This is a genomic window from Dapis brunnea BLCC-M229 (assembly GCF_050015995.1).
Taxonomy (GTDB): domain Bacteria; phylum Cyanobacteriota; class Cyanobacteriia; order Cyanobacteriales; family Microcoleaceae; genus Trichodesmium.
This window is the reverse complement of the sequence record NZ_JBNHEP010000107.1, coordinates 17,992-39,282: the sequence shown is the minus strand read 5'-3', so window position 1 is coordinate 39,282 and position 21,291 is coordinate 17,992. Positions and strand designations below refer to the sequence as shown.

Sequence of the window (21,291 nt, the reverse complement as noted above, 5' to 3'; positions counted from 1 at the left end):
AGAGGAGTCATACTAAATTTGGTGCGCGAAGGGAGATTTATCTCAACGTTGGTTGAAGACCCGCGCTCTCGGTCAGGGGAGCGTCCCATGGGAAAACCAATCAATGTTGCGGTATTTACGACTTTTGTGCTATAGTGAAAAAATATGGCTGCTGGTCTAGCAATAGAGCGCGCCAGTCGCTCATGGGGGAGACCCCCTTTGGCGGCGCTGTCTTGTCTGTGGAGCGACCGTAAGACCGCAAAGAGGTTTGCCTTGGAGGCAGGTGCGGTCTTAAGCAGAAACCCAAAGCCTCCTAGGGAGGAGCTGCCTCTTACAGAGGAGCTTCGCTAACGCTAACGTGAGGTTTGGGAATCCCGCGATGCCCTTATAAGCGCAACGTTGGGAGGATGTCAAGGAGAGGTCTATTACACTTTGAAGTGTGGAATTTACCTTAGAACCAGCCATATTCGTTGAGAAAATCACTTACAGTGTCTGGGCCATCTTTAGTTAATAGACGATGCTTAACGGGGTATTCAATATAATCTGCTCCTGAACTTTTTTTTCTCAAGACAGAAATTGTTTTTTTAACAGCATCATAACCAATCTGAAGACCGGACTGATCGATAATCAACTCTAAAGGACTATTGGGATCTAGTAACATTTCTGCTTTCTCTTTCGACAGGTCTAAAACCCCAAAAACCTTAACTTTATTATTCAAACCAGATTCTGTCACTGCTGTAAGTGCAGTTTCCGTTGCTAGATTTGACCCTCCCCAAAGTATCTGAACATTAGGATTATTTTTAAGTAGTTTTTTGATTTTTAAAATATCACTATGAGAAGTAACGCTAGCGGAGTCAACAATTTTAAACAAGATACCCGATTCGTTTATCGCTTTTGATACTCCTTGAAGATAGGGGTAGTAGCGATCGTAGACAGCACCATCAACCAAGGCAATTTGAACCGATTGTCGTGAGGAGGAATTGCTCAGTAAATTCTTTTGAGTCCATTGTGCTATGTATTGCCCTGAATCATAGCCCATTTGGAAACTATTTGTATTAAAGCAAGCAATGGCTAAATCTTGTGCTTTTATAGGATCGAAGCAGAAATCTAAAGTGATAATAGCCACTCCAGCATCGCTAGCTAGTTTAAGTGCATCAAGTGACTTAACAGGATCTTCAGGTGTTAAGATAATCCCATCCATACCATCCTCGATCAACTGGTTAATTATTTGGGCTTCGTTCTCCACACCACTGGAATGAGAAATCCCCCAAATTTCCACACGACGGTTAGCAGCACGACGCATCCCCAATTCATAGGCATCGGAAAGACTTTGACCAGTTTCTGGTTTGAGCAAAGCTATCCGTAAACGAGGTAATCGTTCTTGTTCGATCTGCTGTTCCCAATTAGGCATCTTAGTAGTTTCCTGCCAATTTTTAGACCGTTTAATTTGAAATGTTGACCACATTTTTGCTCCCCACAGATCGGCCCCTTTTAATTCGGTTTCTCGCAGATTAGTGGGCTTTAATTGCGCTCCTGTGGCTTTAGTCGTGCTACTTAAATCGGCAAAACGCAAGGTGGCATTCTCTAGATTAGCTTTATAAAAATCAGCCCCCCTTAAATCTGCTCGATTAAAATTCGCTGATTGTAATTTGGCTCGATGGAAAATAGCATTACGGGAATTAGCCCATAAGGCTCTAATCTTGACTAGACTAGCTTCAGAGAAATCGGCTGATTGTAAGTTAGCTCCATATAAATTACTATCATCTAGATTACTATCTTGGAGTATGGCTTTCTTTAAGTTGGCTTGTGTTAAATTCGCACCTTGTAATTGGACAGCCGTTAGATCCGCACCTTTTAAATTAGCCTTGGCCAAATTTGCACCCTGGAGATTACTCCCTCGTAAATTAATTCCGACAAGATTCGCACCTGAGAGATTGGCTCCTGTTAAATTTGAATAGGATAGATCCATTGAACGTTTATTAACCTTCAGTGAACTCTTACTGAAAGATAAAGATTGGCAAGGATTCAGGGTAAGATTAGCCATGTTTGCTCCAGCTGCTTCTAGTCCTGGATTACCTTGGCAACTTTTATTATTTAAAACTTTCAGGGCAGCAATCCGTCCATCACTATATTCATGGCCAGATTCTTCACGCAGAACATTTCGAGCTTCTTGTATCTTCTGTTCGTTTCGAGCAGGTATGGTTATCACATAAGATACCACGGCCAACAACAGTGCGCCCTCACTTAACATAACTGTTAACTTAAAGAAAGATAAATCTTGCAGCCATTCAACAAAATTATAAATTTTGGCGTCTACAATAGAAATGGGGTTCAATAGTTTAGGTTCTTTTAATCTAGCCTTTTCAGGACTGCTTTTAGATTTTTCAGAATTGAGAGACTCAGGATTACTCATTTCTTCTAGTAAATTTTTTTCTCTTTTATCCATTAGTTATTTTTCCGATAAAAAAACCAATAATAATCAATAATTATTGAAATATATCCCTTAGTTTATCTGGCTTTAAATGTTTAAATCCTTGAGGGGTAAGAACAGTTATTGAAACAAGGTCAGAGGACTGAGTTCTGCCTTGAGTTAAATCAATTGCAATACCACCTAAATCGAATTTGGAAATAGCAACCTGTTTTAAAAAGCTCTCACGATTAATTTTTCCTGGTATTGCTCTGAGAATTTTTAAAGTCATTTTTCCTACAATATATCCTTCTAAAGATACACGATCAAACTCGTTTTTTAGCTTGGATTTTGCTTCTTGAACAATAGGTAGATTGGAGTCTAATGAGGGAACAACTTCTGTGATAATCACTTTCTCTTTGACACCGTATTCTTCTAAGTCAAACTGTAATTCCTCTGCATGAGCAAATGACAGGGACGAAATGACCCAATCCTCTCTTTTCTCTTGAGCTAACTTAATAAATCGTGCGATATTAGTAGAAGTTCCTGCTGTGACGACTAATCTACAGTTTATTCCTGTGCTTTTTTCCCACTTTTTTAATGAATTATAACCTTCTTTTACATAGGGAGTATTACGGGGATAAAATCCTACGGGGCTAAGGAAAGGATTGTCTTTATTTCCCTTTTCTTTATACTCTAAAACTTGGTCATAGGGACGTAAGATATTCTCTTCAACCTTTGCTTTTACTAAAGCGTGTCTGACTCCTTTTAATCCCGACATTCCATAGCTGTCATCTTGAACATAAGCACAGATTTCAGAGGGTTTTACGCCAAAATTTAAAGCCATTTTAACCACAGTTTCTATTTCCTGTGCATAACTCGCACGATAATTAATGATTAGTTCAGATTGCGATCGCAAAAGTTCAGAACCAGTATAAAAACCAATGGCAGGAATATTATTTTTCTTTAAAATTGGCAATGTTTGTTTTGCGGTCGGTGTACCGACATTTCCAATCATCAAAAAAATGCCAGATTTAATCAACTGTTGTGTCTTTTGACGAGCAACTGAAGGCTCATAATAATCATTTTCAAAGATTAACTTAATTTTTTTTGCCTGTACTAATTGGTCATCAAGTGCAGCTTTTAAACCAGATTTCATCCTATTCCCTAAAATCTCTTCTTGTCCTTCTAAAGCGAGGATAGAACCTAGTCGAATTGTTTGATGAGTAATTCCTTGTTTGGGATCTGATAATGTTTTGCTAGCAGTAAGTCCTACTAAGCTAAGACTAAAGCAAAAATGAAAAAAAAACTTAAAGGTCAAATAAATCTTAAAATTCATAAGAAATTGTCAATGAAAACAATCTTCATTGAACACTTGATGTAACTTTTTATGAATATCAATGTCCTATTCGGTCAGAGCATACTCTACACAACTTGGCTCTTCTGAGACGATTGGCAGTTCATGTTCTTCATCAAGAGAAAATATTTAAATCCAGTCTTACTCCAAAAATGAAGCAAGTTGCCATGAACAACAATTACATCATTACTTTTATAAATGTTTTCTGTCAACCCTCTTTTAGATGAGCTTACCCTGGTTCTGCACAGGAGAAAAGATTAGCAACTGCTCAAGTTTCTATTCTGAGGAAAACCATCATCAAAAACGATTATCTTCTCGTCAACTATTAATTTTTATCCTAAATTTCCTGAGTAGCATATCAATAATTGGATTAAATCTCCGTACAATAACTGACGATATCTATAAAGTTTTTAAGTAAAATTAGATTGAGTCGATAACTTGAATAGATACTTCTAGAATCATCAAACTAGAGTCTTGAATGAGATGAAATATTCTTATTCAGTAGTTAGTTTAGCTAAATTATCCCTTTCCCTTATAGACTAAACCAATTCTCTAATCGTAATTTTCTCTTGAAAATATTTAGGAATTTCATCAAAACAGTTGTAAGTATCTAAGCAAAATTAATTACAGATCGTCCTTGCCTAATCCTGCCTATTACCTGTTGTCTGTTGCTTTTTTCAACTAGGAAATTTATTTTGTACGACTACTTATTAATCAATTTGATGAAATTTTAATTAAGATTCAGTAAAATGACGGATGTTAATTTTTTTAGAAGTATAATCTTAAGAATATCGCCAATCAGGACTGCATTGATGGAGCATTAAAAATGATTACTAAAACAAAACAAACTACAGCGAGATTTTTTAAACATTTAATCCGTCTGATACCTAAACAATTTAGTGGTAAGTTAGAACTTCAGAATACAGAAGAACAACAGTGGCAATTATATTTTCATCGGGGATGTCTAACTTGGGCAACAGGTGGTAATAGCGCTTGGCGAAGATGGCGCAGAATTTTCACTCAATTTTGCCCTTCTATTTCTCTGGAAACTCTAAGTTTCTACACCCATGATGTTTGTGAAAGCTGGCAATATTACATAGTTAATATTTTACTGAAACAAGAAAAAATATTACTCTCACAAGCTATTTCTATAATTAACAATACCCTGGTAGAAGTATTGTTTGATTTAATTCAGCAGGATAATTTAGATACTTTACAGGTTACTTCTATAAGTTGTAATCTACAAGCCGAAATGATGCAACCTATCTTTCGTTTGAGTATCTATGAAGCTTTTGAAAAGGTTAAGCCAATATGGCAAGGTTGGTGTGAGGCAAATTTACACAACTATTCTCCCAATTTAGCACCTGTATTGAACAAACCTGAAACTCTAAAACAACACACATCTACTCCGATCTACCAAAAATTTCAGGCATTAATAAGTAAACAACTGACATTGCGAGATTTGGCTTTTTACTTAAAGCAGGATTTATTAAGTCTGACTAAAAAATTAATCCATTATGTCACTCAAGGAATAATTCAACTTGCGACTTTGCCCGATCTACCTGCATTAGCTGTAGTGAAAATTGATGCTTTAGAAAATCAAGTAAAAGAGATTAAAAAAACAAATTCACCATCACTAGAAACTGCCAAAAATTCCATCTCTGTAGGTCAAACCAAATTAATAGCTTGTATTGATGATTGCCCGATAATTAATCAAGTAATTGGTAAAATGATTACCAAAAATGGCTATAAATTTATTGGGATTGAAAAGTCTACGTTGGCTTTACCTACTGTAGTAAAAGTTAAGCCAGATTTAATATTTTTGGATATAGATATGCCTATTACTAATGGTTATGAAGTCTGTAGCCAAATTCGTAAAATACCCGATCTTAAAAATACTCCTATAGTAATTTTAACTGGGAGAGAAGGTATGATTGACCGAATTCGTGCTCAGTTTGTGGGATGTTCTGAGTTTATAAACAAACCAATCAACCCAGAAAAAATTCAAGCGATTTTTAATAAATATCTAGATTCAGAAAATACTAAATATCTAGATTCAGAAAATACAACAATACAACTCTCAGTAGTTAAGTCTTTAGTTGCTGCTAATTGTTAGAAAATGACCCAATAAATATAGGGAACCACATAAAACAATTAAATTTTCACTGTCAGTAATAGCCTTTTCTAGAGCTGCTGTTAGATGGGAGTAAACTTGACAAAGTGCTAGTCCTGTGCAAATATCCTGAGCCATAGTGCTAAGTTGCTGCAAGTCAGCCGAACTATGGCCTGGCACAGGAACTAGGTAGAGGCGATCGCCTGGTCTAATCAGTGCCCGAAAAATTTCTGAATGTTCTTTAGTAGAGAGCATACCCATAACCCAACTTATAGATGGATAATCAAGTGTCCTGACATACCGCCCCAATACTTGGGCAGCATCAGCATTATGGGCACCATCAATTAATAATTTGCGATTTTGCCATGTAGTCCATTGCAAACGTCCAGGCCATTTAGTTTTAGCTATTCCTTGTTTAATTGCTGCGGTCGAGACCTCCCAACCTTGTGTTTCTAGCACTTGAACTGTGGCAATGGCGATCGCTGAATTTATCAACTGCACATCTCCAAATAATGGCAATGTATATTCAATACCTTGATAAGTAGCTACTGGCAATGAGTTGTTTTCCTGCTCCCCTTCTAATAATTCAGCAGGTTCGACCCAAACAGCAGGACATTCTAGATCGGTAATACGGTTTTCTACTACTGTTTTTGCTTCTGGGGGTAAAACTCCAACTATGGCAGGACATCCTGGTTTAAGAATACCTGCCTTTTCACCAGCAATATGACTCAAAGTAGGACCCAATCTTTGCCAATGTTCCCAACTAATAGAGGTAATGACAGTTACCATTGGTTGGTGACAAACATTCGTTGCATCTAGTCTACCTCCTAAACCTACTTCTACAACTGCTACGTCTACTTCTTGTTGGGCAAAATATAACCAAGCAGCAGCAGTAATAACTTCAAACTGAGTGGGTGAAGCTTGTTCTGGTTGAATGGCTGCTTCTACTTCTGACAATAATTGTTCTAATATACTGGAGGAAATTTTTTCTTCGTTGAGGCAAATACGTTCTGTCCAGTCAACTAGGTGAGGTGAAGTGTAACGTCCGACTTTATATCCTGCTGCTTTGAGGATAGAGGATAGGTAAGCACAGACCGAACCTTTGCCATTTGTTCCGGCAACATGAATTATGGGTACTTGGAGATGAGGGTTGCCTAGATTATCTAGAAGTTGGTAGATGCGTTCGAGACCAAGCTCAACGCCGAAATGTTCAAAGCGTTTTAGGAAATAGTCTATAGAGTTCACAGTTTTTTATGGGAATTAGCTATCAGCTATCAGCTTTTTTTGTTTAGCTAAATCTTACCTTATTTTTGATATATTTACAGGCGTTAATTTTTCTGTATTTTTTTAGTCTTGTGAGGAAAAATTAAAAGTTTTGAGAGTTAAATTCGTAATTTTTTAGCACTTTTTTCCAAATTTAGTCCCACTGAAAATGACGATAAATTAGGATTCTATATTTATTTAGCAAGTTATTATTAGCGTGTGCTGAAAAAGTCTTTTTGCTCTTTGTCGTAGTCAGTATAGGATTAATGATTTTTTCCTTGAACAACTTGCCTGACCTTTTCCATTTCTAATTCCAAAGCAGAAGCTATTTATTCTATAGTTAGAGTTTGCTGAAAAAGTCTTATGGATGAGGGTAGGAGTCAGGAGTCAGGATAAATAGGAGTTGTAGAATAGGTACTTGGAAGAATTATAAGAGTGATTTTTTTGTCATAGTGAGCCTTTGGTACTAAATTTTTGAGCCGCGGATTTTTTGGCATGCTTAAAAAAATGATAATGTTTCTACTTTTCTATTAAGTAGCCATAAGTGGAAAGATTTGATGAGGGAAAGATCGCTATTTATGGGAGCTTTACATCTGGAAAATATTTCTAGTATTGCTGTGTAGAAAAGTTTCTAAGTATTTGATTATCTATTGTTGGAAATAGTAATCGATCGCTACAACAATATTTTTCATTCCAATGGTTGAATAACTACTAAATTTGCTCGGTATTGTACGGATTTTAATCCAAGCAAATCTAAAAAATATATTCCTATTCCTTCGGTGCAGCATTAACTAAATTAGAAAGATAATTTCCTAGTTGTTGGAGTAGGTTTCTGGCAGTGTCTAATTTTGACTGAGTATCCATAGTATTTATTGCTAAATTTACCCACTATATCTATTCAACTATAAATCATGTTCAATCCACTTATCAAAAAGTTCTTTTCTACCATACCCTCTAAACTTTTTGATTTTTGTCTTATCCTTTAAATAAGACCTCAATCTTAAGGGCAGATTTTAAATCAAAAAATAGAGCAATCGCCAGATTTTATATCAGTAATTTTTAGAGTATTATAGATATATTGCTCTGGAAATTTTATCTATAGCAATCCGCCCATAGGTTGTAATATTTTATCTAACTCTGTTTTGCCTCCAAACCCCTACGATTTTTTCACAAATCATTTCATATTGCTATAATTAGCCATTGCTTTATTTTATCAAAATAAATCAAGCAGTAATATTTGCTCAAAACCTAAGTAACTTTATAAATGTTATTTTTTTCCTCTCAATCTAGAGATGTTAGACGTATAATAAAATCAAATTACTAAGGAAAAAATTATGCTTCAAACTATACTAGCAAGAAATATTACATTATACTAATTAGAGACAAACTTTAACCTCCAGTTAGTAAAGGATGAAAAATTTTTCCGGGAGTGGCAAGATAATTTAGTGGCAAGATAATTTACCAGAAATAACACACTCAGAAAAACAACGTCTCGACCGAGTTCAAGCTAGTTTTTCTAACTTAGAAAAATATCCCCCACTCTTAGAAAATACTGTCAAAATGGTTGTCTTATCTCCTCTATTAGATTTAGCCGGATTTTATTTACCGCCTTTTCATATCAAATCAGAAAAATCTACAGAAATTTCAGACCAAGATTAAGAAATTATGGTTCGAGGAGAGATTGATGTATTAACTATATTTAATCAATTCTGGATCTTAGTAATTGAGTCTAAAAAAGCTACATTTTCCTTAGAAGTTGGTAAACCTCAACTATTAGCATATATGTTGGCAAACCCTAACCCAGAAAAACCAGTATACGGCATGATTACGAATGGTAATAGCTTCATTTTTATCAAATTAATTCAGCAAGAAACACCACAATATACTTTGTCTAGATTGTTCTAGATTTTAAATCCAGGAAATGAGCTTTATGAGATTTTAAAAGTATTGAAATGTTTGGGTCAATTGGCAATTAATAACTAATATTATTTCCCGATCGGCGCGAATTTTATCTCAGTCAAGTGCTAGTGGAAATAGTGAGCGATCGCTTCAAAAATCTTATAATAAATCTCAAAAGTATTGCTACATTTTCTTGAGAGTAGATAGTAGAGATGAGGGAAATTAAGCATAAGATATCTTCTCTATTTTCCTAGAATCATTAAACTATAATCATTAAAAACATTGCTCTTCAACTACTCCCTCATAAAGCTAAATCCTGATAAGTACCTAAACAAAATTATTTACCTATTCTAATTCTCTGCAATCTTTAGAAGACAAAGAATTCAGCTTGTATGGATGTGTAATTAATTTTGTGTACCTGCTTAACTATATATATTATATTTTTAAAGCTATTTGATAAATTTTGCGACGAGATAGGTTAATTTTTTGGGCGAGTTGGCGACTAGCTTGGGAGCGCGAAATTCCTTGGGCAAAAAGTTCTTGTAATTCCTGTTTAATAGTATCTTCTGATAACACAGGTAGTTCTGGTTCAGCACCTGCAATGACAATAGTAAATTCTCCTTTTGGTTGATTATTTTGATAGTAAATAATTGCTTGTCCAACAGTACCACGCCAAAATTCTTCATGGAGTTTTGTTAGTTCCCTTGCCAAAACTATTTTTCTATCTCTACCTAATATTTTGGCTAAATCTTCTAGAGTTTGTAATAGTCTATAAGGAGACTCATATAAAACTATAGTTTCTAATGAGTTAGATAATTTTTCTAGCTGTTCTTCCCGTAGTTTAATTTTGGTAGGTAAAAAACCGATAAAAATAAATTTATTGGTTGGCAGTCCGGAGGCGCTTAATGCTGTAATACTAGCAGTAACTCCTGGTATTGGTACTACAGAAATATTTGCTTCGACACAAGCTTTGACTAATTCATATCCAGGATCAGATATTCCTGGCATTCCAGCATCGGTTACTAGAGCTATTGTTTTTCCTTGACTTAGTTTTTCTATTAATTCCGGTATGCGACTTTGTTCGTTATGTTGATGGTAACTTAATTGTGGAGTTTGGATTTGAAAATGTTGTAATAGTTTGCCTGTGTGACGGGTATCTTCTGCTGCTATTAAGTCTACTTTTTGTAATGTTTGAACTGCTCTAAATGTTGTATCTTCTAGATTGCCTATTGGTGTACCAACTATGTAAAGGGTTCCTGAATTTACTTCACTCATAATTTGACTATCCTATAAGAATTTAGAATTTAGAATTTAGAAGTTATCCAGGGTTATGACTACTACGAAATTTACCGGAAATGTTAGCAGCGCTATAACTGATAACTGAAGAAGGTGACTCTAATACTCAAAAAAATCGGCGTTGCACAATCAGGAATGATGAAATCCGAACATTTGATATTTTTGGATAATTCTTTCCTTAATATATGTACAGTTTAAAATCTATTAGACATCTCCAACAATAAAAAATAAAATCAATTCTTATGGATAAATTATTAATTATTTCTCCCTATTCCCTGTTCCCAGTTAAGTGTTCCCTGTTCCCTCTTTTCTGGAGATGTCTATTATCATTCTTTAATGTGCAACCCCAAAAAATCTAGTTCAATACTTATAATCAAATTAATAATGAAGTTTTAACTCTAATAGCTTGAAGTATTTCTGACCAAAAAATAAGGTGAATAGCCTTTATTTTTAAGGGGATGAAAAAAATCAACTTTGAGTGGTCGGTAATGATAACTGATAACTGAAGAGAGCTGTCTTATTTTTGGTTTAGTTAAAGCTACTATTAGTATGATTCCCAGTCTGGACAACTTTCATCTTCTACACCATAAGGGTGCATTCCACAAACTAATAGATTTCCTCCATAAACTTGACCATGATAATGAGTACATCCTCTACACGCTGGATGTTTTTCTACTGTAGGTTCTACATGATCGACAAAATAGTAGTCTATATCTTCTTCCTGTGTCTCAACATCAAAGTCTAAGTAGACTTCAATTATTGGGTCAATTAAATCATTTAGATACTCATCTATTTCGGCAATAATATTAATCTGTATTTCTTCAGTAATTTCCTCAGAGAGCTTTCCCCACTCATCAAAAACTTCTGAAATTTCTTCTGCCATTTCATTGAAAAAATTTTCTACCTCCAACACGGCAGTTTCCATTACTTCAAAAAAGTTTTTTGACCAATCTTCCATTACTATCTGTCTGTGCTTTCCTTCAAAACTATTACTACTTAGATTCCTTAAGTCTTGCCATGATTTTTGGGTATAGATTTAGTCTTTTTGTAGCCGACGTAATTCTTCTTGTAACTTATGTACTTCTTGGCGCATTTCATCTACTTCTGTAGAATTTGAATCTGATGAATTGTCATCCTCGGAAAGAATCTCTATACGACGTGGTTCATTAGCTCTTGTTTCTGGAGATGAATCTACAGGTGCTTGCTGCATGGCTTTACTCATCATGTCTTCCACAAATCTACGACCTTCTTCTGTAGTCATTTCACCACGCTTAACCATTTCATCTGCCAGTTTTTGGGTTTCTGCCCTGAGTTCTGCCAATTTCTGGTTAGCTTTCTCACCTGCATAAGAGGCTAATCCCACTCCTAGATAAACCGCCCTTTGAATAATTCCTCCGAAATTATCCATAAAAAATATATCCTGGCTCCTTTAAATTGGGTGACCCGGAGTCAACGCCTACCACAAGCATCCCGTGTTGCTGCTACCTTCCGGTCCTGACAAGGTTTAGGCGTTGTAGTCGCGCTGGTCCGAATCACTTATTACTATAACACAAATTTTTATTCTGCAACTATGCACCACTGATAAATTTCATAAGTGACACAATTATTTTTGATGAGGGGGTCTTCGGCGACTATTTCTTCTGCTTCTGCCATAGATGCAGCCTCAAATAGTAACATTCCGCCTCCCAGTTTTCCCCAGTAACCACTTTTAGCTTTATGTCCTTTAGCATTTAATTCTTGGACATAAGCTATATGGTCTGGTACATATTGGTCAAATATAGATTTTTCGACTATACCTTTTTCTATTTTGGCAAACCAAGGCATTTTCTTTTTTGAATTTTAATTTTATGGGTCAATCAAAACGTTTATTATTTGTGGCTCTTGTGCCACCTGAAAATATTCAAAACCAAGTTACGGAAATTAAAGAATATTTTGCTAGAGAATATAATAGCAGTCATGCTTTAAGGTCTGTGCCTCATATTACTTTACAACCTCCTTTTAAATGGCCGACTGAAAATTTAGCTCTTTTGCAGGAGTCTTTAGAGACTTTTGTTCAAAATTGCTCTGCTTTTCCTATTACTTTGTCTGGCTTTGCTGCTTTTCCACCTCGTGTTATCTATGTTAATGTTGTCAAAACTCCAGAACTTTTAAAAATACAAAAAGACTTAATTGGGTTTACAGAAACTACTTTAGGAATTGTGCATCCCCCTTCTAAAATTCGTCCTTTTTCTCCTCATGTTACTGTAGCCTTTCGAGACTTAACTAAACATAATTTTAGAACAGCTTGGATAGAATTTCGAGAGCGATCGCTTCACTTTGAATTTACAGTTTCTCAGTTAACTTTATTAATTCATAATGGTAAGCGGTGGGATATTTGTAATGAGTTTCCTTTTAGAGGATTTCAAAAATACTAAATATATAATTTTTGCATATAAATAATTATGAAGTTCAAAGCACCTAAAAATAAAAGATTACAATTACTCTTTGTTTTTTTAGCAGGAGGGGTGACATTTTATTTTCTACTCACTAAGTTTGGCTTCCTAATGCCACTAAAAGAAGTGTTATCAGTGGCGTGTTTTCCCTTCTGTCAGTCTGAGAAATCTTTTCATCCTTCGAGCAAAGGTGAAAACTTTTTAAATTACGAAAAATCCTTAAAACAACTCTTGAAAAAGGAGCCAAACCGAGAAGGTATATCAATTCTTGTCGAGAAATCCAAATTTAGATTAACAATTTTCTCTAATCTTAAACCTCTAAAGTCGTATCCTATTGTATTGGGTAGCTCTCCAAATCCCAATACTAAGTTTAATTATTCCATTTATCTCGAATCATATATCGAATAATTTATCGCTAAAATTGCTGAACAGATAAAATATGAATGGAAAAGTATACGCAATGGCAGGTGCTAGTTATGCTCATGTCACTATTTCTCTCAATCTAGCTTCAGCATTAAAAAATTATTTGCGAGGGAGTGGTTGTCGCGTCTATATGTCAGATATGAAAGCTCATGTAGAAACTACTAATACATTCTACTATCCTGATGTTATGGTAACTTGCGACGGCAGAGATAAAGCTTTGCCAAATCATAAAAAATATCCTTGTTTAATAGTGCAAGTTTTATCGGAAAGTACAGAAGCTTTTGGCAGAGGTAATAAATTTGCTAACTATCAGCAAAATACTCTCAGTCTTGAAAATTAATCATTATTTAGAAGAACTTTGCACTCTCCAGTAATTATTAATTATTAATTATTTATACTGCACCTTAGCGAATCATTTCAAAACCATAAACATATATATCTGCAAATTTATAACGTTCTTCTTTTTCCCGAAATTCAATAATTCCTATTTCTCCTAAAAAAGAAACAAACTCTTCAAAATTTTCAAGAACTTTCTCTGGTAAATTATGCCATATTTCTTGTAATTCTTCTTTTCTTAACAAAGCTGATTTTCCCTTAAGGGAATCAGAAAAATTAATTAGATTGGGATATTCCTCTTTAATTTCTTCACATCGCTTTTTTGATGCTTTTCTTAATCCAGATTCTAGAGATTTTTCTTTTTGCTTTTCTCCGCACAAATTCAGATTATTCACTAATAAGACTTACGCAAATTTGGCAGATATAAATTTCTATACTGCCCCTTGACGATTAATTTCCAAACCATAAACATATATATCTGCAAATTTATAGCGTTCTTCTTTTTCCAGAAATTCAATAATTCCTATTTCCCTCATCAAAGAAACAAACTCTTCAAAATTTTCAAGAACTTTCTCTGGTAAATTCTGCCATATTTCTTGTAATTCTTCTTTGATTAAAAAAGCTGATTTTTCCTTAAGGGAATCAAAAAAATTAATTAGATTCGAATATTCCTCTTTAATTTCTTCACATCGCTTTTCTTAATCCAGATTCTAGAGATTTTCCTTTTTGCTTTTCTCCGCACAAATTCAGATTATTCACTAATAAGACTTACGCAAATTTGGCAGATATAAATTTCTATACTGCCCCTTGACGATTAATTTCCAAACCATAAACATATATATCTGCAAATTTATAGCGTTCTTCTTTTTCCAGAAATTCAATAATTCCTATTTCCCTCATCAAAAAAACAAAATCTTCAAAATTTCCTACAACGTTCGCTGCTGAATTCTGCCATATTTCTTGTAATTCTTCTTTGATTAAAAAAGCTGATTTTCTCTTAAGGGAATCAAATAAATTAATTAGATCGAGATATTCCTCTTTAATTTCTTCACATCGCTTTTCTTAATCCAGATTCTAGAAATTTTCCTTTTTCCTTTTCTCAGCACAGATTGAGATAATCCAGTAATAAGACTTAGGCAAATTTGGCAGATATAAATTTCTATACTCCACCTTGACGAATCATTTCAAAACCATAAACATATATATCTACAAATTTATAGCGTTTTTCTTTCTCTCGAAATTCAATAATTCCTATTTCCCCCAGAAAAGAAACAAACTCTTCAAAATTGTCTAGAACTTTCTCTGGTAAATTCTGCCATATTTCTTGTAATTCTTCTTTTATTAAAAAAGCTGATTTTCCCTTAAGAGAATCAAAAAAATTAATTAGATAGGGATATTCCTCTTTAATTTCTTCACATCGCTTTTTTGATGCTTTTCTTAATCCAGATTCTAGAGATTTTCCTTGCAGTAGACGATCTGTGCGGATTTGAGTTAATGATTTTCCTCTGTAAGTTAATTCTTGTTCTTTTGCTCCTTCAAGTAATAGACTTAAACTTCGAGGAAAAGTCGTGCCACTTGAGTCTGTTAAGCGTTCATAAACCCATCTAGATACTTTTTTCGCTCTATTTCCTCCTCGACGACGACTTCCCCAAAGTAATTCTAATGCTTTATCAAGCTCTTCTTCATTCACTACATCTATACTTTCGACAGCAACAGGAGAAACTCGATCAACTAGATTTTTGAAATCTTGAGATTGTATTGCTTGACGAAGCGCTAAACGTAAAAAGTCTATTTGATTCCACTGTAAAATAATATCCCTTCCAGTAAAATGACTTTTATTATCAAAACTTAAACGATTCCAAATATCTTCTCTCAATAAAATTTTAAATCTAATTTTCGTTAGTCTCCTTGCATCACAAGACTGAACTAATTGAAATAATCCTGTTAATGCTTGTTGTCTTAATTCCCCTGCTTCCGAAAAATCTTCATCTAAATCATCGTAAAGAAACCATAGTTTTTGAGACTTTTCTTTTGCTTCTTGATTAAGAATAATATTTACTGCATCTTTGACTATAAGTATTAGTTGAGAGTTAGTAGATAATTCTAATAAAGCTTCAGTTGATTCAGACTGCCAATCTTTTGGTAAATTATTAATTATTTTTTTCAACTCACTATACTTTTCTCCTTTCTTACTTCTAGGAAATTTCAGTAATCCTTCCTGATAACATCTAAATAGTAAATAAGCTCTCCAAAAAGCTTCCCATGTTCCATTTTTTTTCTGCAAATTTTGATGAATAACTTGAAATTCATCACGAGTAGGTCTACTGTCCTGAAATCTACCATGTCCTGACAAAAACACAGTATTATCTAACCGTCTGTGAGCTAATTTTTGAGCCAGTTCTTTATGTTTTAAAAATAACCAATATAGGGCAGTTTTACCTGTTCCTTTTTTTCCTCGAATTAGGCAGGTTGTATCATCTAAAAATTTGTCAAAATCAGTAGTGCGCTGAAACAATAAGCTTAAATCTTGCTTCGGATCGGCGGCATTTACTTCAGGAAACTCTAGACTTTCAATAATTTCCCATCTGTGTTCAACAATATTTAAAACACTACTGCGTTGAATTTCATCATTTTTTTCATCAATTAGATTAGCAATTTTACTATAATAATCTTGCATTTCTGGTATGGGATAGCTATCAGAAAAGGCAATTGGTACAAGGTAAGGAACTACTAATAATTCATCATTTTCTGGTTGCTCGTTACTTGTATTTGAATCCTCTTCATCAGTATCATAGTTTTCATCTGTTCTATTTTTTATCCTTTCAAGCAAGAAGTTCCAAATTTTTTTGACTTTATCTAAACCAGTCTTTGTCACATCAGGTACAGGAGAAAAAACAAAATTAATGGATAAATTTTTCAGACTTTGAAGAGATTCTAGTAGTAGCTCTATTCCTTGTTTATTTTGTGCGTTAGGAAAAAGAAAAATAATTGCTTCATCAGCAGCTTGAATTAATGATAAAGCACCCCATTGATTAATCCCAGTTCTGGAGTCAATTAAGAGAATATCTGGTTTTAATTGTTCTTGAATTTCCTGCTTAAAAATAGACCAAAGATTTTTATCTCCATCTATAACAGTTGTGGCATGAAGATCGTCAACTTTAGACACATAATCAAGACTAAGATATCCAGCAGGAACAACAAATACTCTCCCTGTGGCTTTAGGTATTTTTACTTCACTAAATATGTCTGTAATTAAAATACTAGGTTTTACTTCCTCTGGTAAATAGGAACGTTCATAGAAATAATCAACAATTCCATATTTTGGCTGTTTCTTAAGGTTAAATGCTGTACTTAAACCAGGTGCTTCTAAATCTAAATCTACAGCTACAACTTTACGACCTCGCATTGCTAAAATTGAGGCTACATGAGTTAATGCAGTAGTTCTACCTACTCCTCCTTTAAAAGAATAAAATGTTACTGTTCTGGGTATACTGGGTTCTTGTTGGAGTAGTTGAAGTTGATTTTGTGGGTTTGCTGCTTAGATAGCTAAATCTTGCCAAGTTACTAATGAGAATGTATCAGAAATTTGTGGAGGTAAAATATTTAATGATTCAGCTTCTTGAGGTGTATATAAGGAAAGAAACCCAGGAGATCAATGAGGTACTTGAGATTTTAATAAGTTAGAAATTTGTTCTTTCCGCTGAGGGATAGATACACGAAAAAAGCTGTTACTAACTAAAGTTAAATTGAGCAAACCTGATGTGGAAATATTTACATCAACCCATTCTTGAGAGTTTTGAATATATTGGTTTTTGATATTCTGCTTTAGTAATACTTGCCAGTTTTCTTGCATTTTAAACTCCTTAAATTGTAGTAGCTTGTTTTTGTAGCCATATTATCAGCTTTTGATATGTGTTGAACCGGCTTTTATAATTTTCATTATTAACTTCAATGGCAGAATAACGTATATCTATAAAATGTTGGTGGTGGTGCATAGTAATGGTAGAGAAAGTGTGGAAAGTGTGGGGAGTGTGGGAAGAAATTAAAAAAAATATACATCTTCACCATTACTATGCAGGACTACCAAATGTTGACCTATTGGATTTTCAATTTCATCCAGCCATTTTCGCACTTGAGGAAATTTATCAATTCTAGATTTAAGTTTATTATGCCGTTTTAATGCTTCTGTGTAGCTATGTCCTGGATTAGTAAAAGTATGCCCTGGATTATTGTTATCTGTTTTCCATTCTTTAGTTGCACTGTTTGGTAAAGTAGCAAAAATCATTGCTTTTAATAAACATTCAACCGTTACACCTCCAAAGTGCATAGCTCCAATTTTTCTTCCAGATTTATCTAGTATTTCTGTATCATAATACCGCTCTATAAAAGCTGCTTGGTAATCTTCCATAAATCAAAAAAATATAGCTTGGATAATTTAACCTTGTCTTTGAGAAAATCAAGAGAAAATCCCTCATAAAATTTCTGGGATATCAAAAATAATCTGAAAATATTCCTCAAATATCAGGTATTTTTAGGTTATGAAAATAACTATAGCAATCCTAAATAGGTTGCGGGTAATCAAAAAGTAAATAAAAAAACTGAAACTCTTACCTGTTCCCTCTTCCCTATTCCCTAAAAGTGGTAAGATTTTTATACACAAATAAAATAAGATTGCTATATGAGATTTTCTCATCATCTAAACATTCAGCTATTAGCAGTCAGCTCCTAGCTTTATTTGAATTTCTATGACATTTTCAACCAGAAATATAAGTTATTAAACCATATAATTTGTGGCAGAAAATTGATTTATCTCAGAAATTAATAGCTGTTAGCTGAATGCTGAATCCTTACCTCATAATTATTCTCACCTAACCTATCAAATTATATTGACTAGATTTCTGATTTTTATAGATATTCTAGAATCTTAGAGCGATCGCTTGATTAAATCTTTGGTCTTTGAATAATTTTCTCTACCATCCGTCGCTTAATATTCCCGTCAATTCCAATCAAACGAACATAATCATTTTCATGTTCAGCTAAACAATTTTCTACAGCACTAATTACTTCTTTTTCCCCCTCATTCTCTATTTTTCCGCAACTGTTCCATGAACCAGTTTTATATCTACGTTTATCTGCATATTCCATCCCAATTTTTAAGCCATCTTGGATAATTTTTTGTATCTCTTTCCTCACTTCCGAACTGAGATTACTACTTTCAATACTATGATTAAGCTGATTTTCTCTTAACTGATTTGGTGTAGTTACTTCTGGAGATGAATAATTAGAATTTGGCGTATTTAAGGTAAATTTTTCCGGTTCCTTCCTTTGTGTTTGAGAAACACCGAACAATCGAGATTTATTATATTCTTCAACTAACCGTAATTCTCGGATACGTTGTTGTTCTCGAACCATAATTTTTCCACACTCTCTCAGATGAGATAAATTAAAATTAGGTTGAGGAAAATCTGGAATTTTTTCTGTCGAATTTACTAGCCGTCTGGAAATTTTTTCGATACCTACTTGATGAATAAAATCACGAATCTGTTCATCATATATCCGACTGCGTAAAGCACTGAAAAAATCTATAGCTTGGTCAGAAAATTCATCTACTAAACTCTCAATATCTCCAACAGAAAGTTGATCTGTTTTAAATATCCCACCTACTATACCAATTCTATCTTCTCGGTTTGGTTCCCAATAAAATTTCTCCATTCGACCATCTCTAATTAAAGGTGCATAAAGAGTAGAAAAATCATTTCCAGTCACAATAATTGGGATTCGATGTAGAGGAGTTTCATCATAACTTCCTGGCAATTGTACATTAGTAGGATTATCAGCAATATTCATCAAAGTAGCATTTACTAATTGAGTATTTACTGTATATTGAGTACCTGCATCAAACCTACCTGCACCTGCATCTAAATCATTAATAAATAAGGCGCACATTCGACCTTGAACTTTGATTTTTTCGGATGCTTCTCGATAACGTAAACGTAATAAACGTGCTGGATCTCCCGCATCTTTACTTTCCAATTCTCCACCAGATATTGTGACAGGTTCAATTCCCATTTTTTCAAATACTAATTGGCATTGAAAAGTTTTTCCTTCTCCTTTTCGTCCGTGTATTCCTAATATTAAAGGTACTCGTACTCTTGGTAAGTCTAAGAAGTTTTTGGTAATGTGAACTGCTAGTTTATCTATAAATCTGGGTGATATGTAATATGGCATTTCAGTTATCAGTTATCAGCGATCAGTTATCAGTACCTCCGCTTGAAACCCTAGGTTTCAAACCTTATTTCTTAGTCACCATATCATTTTTCTGGCAATATTTATCAACTTAATTTTTGTTGAGGTTTAAGATTATTCTTTGGAATTGAATTTCCTTCCTTTAAGCTTTAAGAAGAATTTTAAATTTTCCGTGGATTTGGGTTTTTTATCTAACACAGGAGTACCGTAACTGCGATATAATTAATAGTTATGCTTTGAGTGTATAACGCTTTCTTGAAAAAGACTCTGACAAGTGTCAAGTTAAAGGAGCAAATTCGATGTTACCCTCTGAATTACTTTATGAGTGATTTTAAATTAGTTTATCAGTACAAAGATACGACTTTAGTTCAGCCAGAAGTTAGGTTTGGTATTTACCCTCCTTCAAAAACAGAGAAAAAGATAGATATAGAATTAAAGCCATATAGAAGCCATTTAGTATCTTTGCCCGCGTAAAAATTTTTGAGTTATGAGTCGGGAGTAGTGATTAGGCAGTGCAAAAATATTTTCATCTCATAAAGCTCTCATATTTGTTTTTTCCTCATCAAATCTTTCTATCTATAACCTCCTCAATGAAAAATCACCAACATTTTCATTTTATCAAGCTCCTAAAAATTTCGGCGCGCCAAAGGATTTTCGGTTGTCTCCTCACAATTTTTCTGATATCATAAATATTTAACTGGGGTTACTCGTATATATGCATGATTTTTTCTTCAACTTATTTTCTTGGCTAAGAGGTAATGAAATATTCAGGAATTTTCTCAGGAACAATGCCAGAAATATTTTCATTTTATGAAGCTCCTGAAAAAATCCGCGCCTCAAAGGATTTTCGGTTGTTTCCTCACAATTTTTCTGATATCATAAAGATTAACTGGGCTACTTCGCCTGTACGTATGACTTTTTATTCAACTAAAGATAGTATAATTTTCAGCGCAATAGGACCCCGTTCCGCTTCACTATCGCGAATGTCATAGAAATGTCATAGAAAGGAAAGTTAACCTAAAAGATACGCTTAGAGGTTCTATACAATGTGGGGTCCTTGAAGTTTTCAAAACAACTAAAAAACCTAATTTCCTTTGTTAGTAGAAACTAGGTTTTTGAATAAAAATAAATATAAAAATAATTAAAGAGTTTGTCTGGAAATCAACTTTTCAAAATGAGCTTGAGTTTGCTGCAACATTTGCTCACGACCATCTTTTGCTTGATTCAGAGAAGGAACTAAATTACGAGCGTGTAAAGTCATGTGAAATTGTAAATCAGCCACATATTCACTAACATCTTGATGTAAAGAACAAGATGGATATTGTTTAGTTTCTGAATTCAAAGTTTTCTCCTCCCCTAAATTATTTGAGCTTATCTCTGATAAGGAAGGATAGCATGGAGATTCTCTCTATGTTGCAATTTAGTAATGAAGCTTAATATTTTTCAGTAAATAAAATTATATTTCTTTACATAGTATGTAAAAAAAATTTATTAGGACAATAAATATGTTCTAAAAGAGCAACCGGGATATGTTAAAAGA

18 protein-coding genes, 1 other RNA gene and 1 pseudogene are annotated in these 21,291 nt (G+C 34.0%); 6 read left to right on the top strand and 14 right to left on the bottom strand.

Going from position 1 to position 21,291, the window contains the following annotated elements:
* Positions 1–430: 430 nt before the first annotated feature.
* Complete coding sequence (locus ACP6PM_RS13155; RefSeq protein WP_426585257.1) at positions 431–2,425, bottom strand: pentapeptide repeat-containing protein; 1,995 nt, start codon at positions 2,423–2,425, stop codon at positions 431–433.
* A 40-nt stretch (positions 2,426–2,465) separates the two neighbouring features.
* On the bottom strand, positions 2,466–3,725 hold the full coding sequence (locus ACP6PM_RS13150) for an ABC transporter substrate-binding protein (RefSeq protein ID WP_426585255.1): 1,260 nt from the start codon (positions 3,723–3,725) through the stop codon (positions 2,466–2,468).
* 14 nt (positions 3,726–3,739) lie between these two features.
* On the opposite strand from ACP6PM_RS13150, the pseudogene ACP6PM_RS13145 reads away from it, so the two are divergent.
* Both ACP6PM_RS13145 and ACP6PM_RS13140 read left to right on the top strand, forming a co-directional pair.
* Positions 3,740–3,970: pseudogene (locus tag ACP6PM_RS13145) on the top strand (transposase); the annotation flags it as partial.
* 599 nt (positions 3,971–4,569) lie between these two features.
* Positions 4,570–5,859, top strand: coding sequence for a response regulator (locus tag ACP6PM_RS13140; RefSeq protein ID WP_426585254.1), 1,290 nt, complete (start codon positions 4,570–4,572; stop codon positions 5,857–5,859).
* Here ACP6PM_RS13140 and ACP6PM_RS13135 read toward each other — a convergent pair.
* Entirely contained in the window at positions 5,839–7,101 is a 1,263-nt protein-coding gene (locus tag ACP6PM_RS13135) for a bifunctional folylpolyglutamate synthase/dihydrofolate synthase (protein ID WP_426585252.1), read from the bottom strand. The genes ACP6PM_RS13140 and ACP6PM_RS13135 overlap by 21 nt on opposite strands.
* Before the next feature lie 1,683 nt (positions 7,102–8,784).
* Here ACP6PM_RS13135 and ACP6PM_RS13130 point away from each other — a divergent pair.
* Positions 8,785–9,024 carry a hypothetical protein gene (locus ACP6PM_RS13130; protein WP_426585250.1) on the top strand — a complete coding sequence of 80 codons (240 nt, stop codon included), beginning with the start codon at positions 8,785–8,787 and terminating at the stop codon, positions 9,022–9,024.
* A 429-nt stretch (positions 9,025–9,453) separates the two neighbouring features.
* Here ACP6PM_RS13130 and rsmI read toward each other — a convergent pair whose 3' ends face one another.
* The 5 genes from rsmI to ACP6PM_RS13105 form a co-directional block, all read right to left on the bottom strand.
* Complete coding sequence (gene rsmI / locus ACP6PM_RS13125; protein ID WP_426585248.1) at positions 9,454–10,293, bottom strand: 16S rRNA (cytidine(1402)-2'-O)-methyltransferase; 840 nt, start codon at positions 10,291–10,293, stop codon at positions 9,454–9,456.
* Between the two features lie 565 nt (positions 10,294–10,858).
* A complete protein-coding gene (locus ACP6PM_RS13120) occupies positions 10,859–11,272 on the bottom strand; it encodes a hypothetical protein (RefSeq protein WP_426585246.1) in 414 nt (137 codons plus the stop codon).
* 78 nt (positions 11,273–11,350) lie between these two features.
* Positions 11,351–11,722 carry a phasin family protein gene (locus ACP6PM_RS13115; RefSeq protein WP_426585244.1) on the bottom strand — a complete coding sequence of 124 codons (372 nt, stop codon included), beginning with the start codon at positions 11,720–11,722 and terminating at the stop codon, positions 11,351–11,353.
* Between the two features lie 29 nt (positions 11,723–11,751).
* Positions 11,752–11,848, bottom strand: an RNA gene (ffs, locus tag ACP6PM_RS13110) — signal recognition particle sRNA small type.
* A gap of 23 nt (positions 11,849–11,871) precedes the next feature.
* Positions 11,872–12,138, bottom strand: a complete 267-nt coding sequence (locus tag ACP6PM_RS13105; protein WP_426585242.1) for a YciI family protein — start codon at positions 12,136–12,138, stop codon at positions 11,872–11,874.
* A gap of 23 nt (positions 12,139–12,161) precedes the next feature.
* On the opposite strand from ACP6PM_RS13105, the gene ACP6PM_RS13100 reads away from it, so the two are divergent.
* Together ACP6PM_RS13100 and ACP6PM_RS13095 are read left to right on the top strand one after the other, a co-directional pair.
* On the top strand, positions 12,162–12,728 hold the full coding sequence (locus ACP6PM_RS13100) for a 2'-5' RNA ligase family protein (RefSeq protein ID WP_426585240.1): 567 nt from the start codon (positions 12,162–12,164) through the stop codon (positions 12,726–12,728).
* A 457-nt stretch (positions 12,729–13,185) separates the two neighbouring features.
* Positions 13,186–13,509, top strand: coding sequence for a Uma2 family endonuclease (locus ACP6PM_RS13095; RefSeq protein WP_426585238.1), 324 nt, complete (start codon positions 13,186–13,188; stop codon positions 13,507–13,509).
* 64 nt (positions 13,510–13,573) lie between these two features.
* Here the strand turns inward: ACP6PM_RS13095 and ACP6PM_RS13090 are convergent, their stop codons facing one another.
* The 5 genes from ACP6PM_RS13090 to ACP6PM_RS13070 form a co-directional block, all read right to left on the bottom strand.
* Positions 13,574–13,900: a hypothetical protein gene (locus ACP6PM_RS13090; RefSeq protein WP_426585236.1), complete on the bottom strand. Its 327-nt coding sequence runs from the start codon at positions 13,898–13,900 to the stop codon at positions 13,574–13,576.
* A 764-nt stretch (positions 13,901–14,664) separates the two neighbouring features.
* Positions 14,665–16,995: a MinD/ParA family ATP-binding protein gene (locus ACP6PM_RS13085; protein ID WP_426585434.1), complete on the bottom strand. Its 2,331-nt coding sequence runs from the start codon at positions 16,993–16,995 to the stop codon at positions 14,665–14,667.
* 162 nt (positions 16,996–17,157) lie between these two features.
* Positions 17,158–17,358 carry a hypothetical protein gene (locus ACP6PM_RS13080; RefSeq protein ID WP_426585235.1) on the bottom strand — a complete coding sequence of 67 codons (201 nt, stop codon included), beginning with the start codon at positions 17,356–17,358 and terminating at the stop codon, positions 17,158–17,160.
* A 189-nt stretch (positions 17,359–17,547) separates the two neighbouring features.
* Positions 17,548–17,913 (bottom strand): hypothetical protein, encoded by a 366-nt coding sequence (locus tag ACP6PM_RS13075; protein WP_426585233.1) that lies wholly within the window; start codon positions 17,911–17,913, stop codon positions 17,548–17,550.
* Positions 17,914–18,446: 533 nt separating this feature from the next.
* Positions 18,447–19,733 carry a ribulose bisphosphate carboxylase small subunit gene (locus ACP6PM_RS13070; RefSeq protein WP_426585231.1) on the bottom strand — a complete coding sequence of 429 codons (1,287 nt, stop codon included), beginning with the start codon at positions 19,731–19,733 and terminating at the stop codon, positions 18,447–18,449.
* A 339-nt stretch (positions 19,734–20,072) separates the two neighbouring features.
* Between ACP6PM_RS13070 and ACP6PM_RS13065 the strand changes: the two genes are divergently transcribed.
* The gene (locus ACP6PM_RS13065) at positions 20,073–20,225 is read left to right on the top strand and encodes a hypothetical protein (RefSeq protein WP_426585229.1); all 153 of its coding nucleotides are present in this window, start codon (positions 20,073–20,075) and stop codon (positions 20,223–20,225) included.
* Positions 20,226–20,892: 667 nt separating this feature from the next.
* Here ACP6PM_RS13065 and ACP6PM_RS13060 read toward each other — a convergent pair.
* A complete protein-coding gene (locus ACP6PM_RS13060; protein ID WP_426585227.1) occupies positions 20,893–21,093 on the bottom strand; it encodes a hypothetical protein in 201 nt (66 codons plus the stop codon).
* Between the last annotated feature and the right edge of the window lie 198 nt (positions 21,094–21,291).

What these genes read in the sequence shown, in the direction of transcription:
- ACP6PM_RS13155 (WP_426585257.1), bottom strand. Translation starts at nt 2,425, where the DNA reads ATGGATAAAAGAGAAAAAAATTTACTAGAAGAAATGAGTAATCCTGAG.
- ACP6PM_RS13150 (WP_426585255.1), bottom strand. Translation starts at nt 3,725, where the DNA reads ATGAATTTTAAGATTTATTTGACCTTTAAGTTTTTTTTTCATTTTTGC.
- ACP6PM_RS13140 (WP_426585254.1), top strand. Translation starts at nt 4,570, where the DNA reads ATGATTACTAAAACAAAACAAACTACAGCGAGATTTTTTAAACATTTA.
- ACP6PM_RS13130 (WP_426585250.1), top strand. Translation starts at nt 8,785, where the DNA reads ATGGTTCGAGGAGAGATTGATGTATTAACTATATTTAATCAATTCTGG.
- rsmI (WP_426585248.1), bottom strand. Translation starts at nt 10,293, where the DNA reads ATGAGTGAAGTAAATTCAGGAACCCTTTACATAGTTGGTACACCAATA.
- ACP6PM_RS13120 (WP_426585246.1), bottom strand. Translation starts at nt 11,272, where the DNA reads ATGGAAGATTGGTCAAAAAACTTTTTTGAAGTAATGGAAACTGCCGTG.
- ACP6PM_RS13115 (WP_426585244.1), bottom strand. Translation starts at nt 11,722, where the DNA reads ATGGATAATTTCGGAGGAATTATTCAAAGGGCGGTTTATCTAGGAGTG.
- ACP6PM_RS13105 (WP_426585242.1), bottom strand. Translation starts at nt 12,138, where the DNA reads ATGCCTTGGTTTGCCAAAATAGAAAAAGGTATAGTCGAAAAATCTATA.
- ACP6PM_RS13100 (WP_426585240.1), top strand. Translation starts at nt 12,162, where the DNA reads ATGGGTCAATCAAAACGTTTATTATTTGTGGCTCTTGTGCCACCTGAA.
- ACP6PM_RS13095 (WP_426585238.1), top strand. Translation starts at nt 13,186, where the DNA reads ATGAATGGAAAAGTATACGCAATGGCAGGTGCTAGTTATGCTCATGTC.
- ACP6PM_RS13080 (WP_426585235.1), bottom strand. Translation starts at nt 17,358, where the DNA reads ATGCAAGAAAACTGGCAAGTATTACTAAAGCAGAATATCAAAAACCAA.
- ACP6PM_RS13075 (WP_426585233.1), bottom strand. Translation starts at nt 17,913, where the DNA reads ATGGAAGATTACCAAGCAGCTTTTATAGAGCGGTATTATGATACAGAA.
- ACP6PM_RS13070 (WP_426585231.1), bottom strand. Translation starts at nt 19,733, where the DNA reads ATGCCATATTACATATCACCCAGATTTATAGATAAACTAGCAGTTCAC.
- ACP6PM_RS13065 (WP_426585229.1), top strand. Translation starts at nt 20,073, where the DNA reads ATGAGTGATTTTAAATTAGTTTATCAGTACAAAGATACGACTTTAGTT.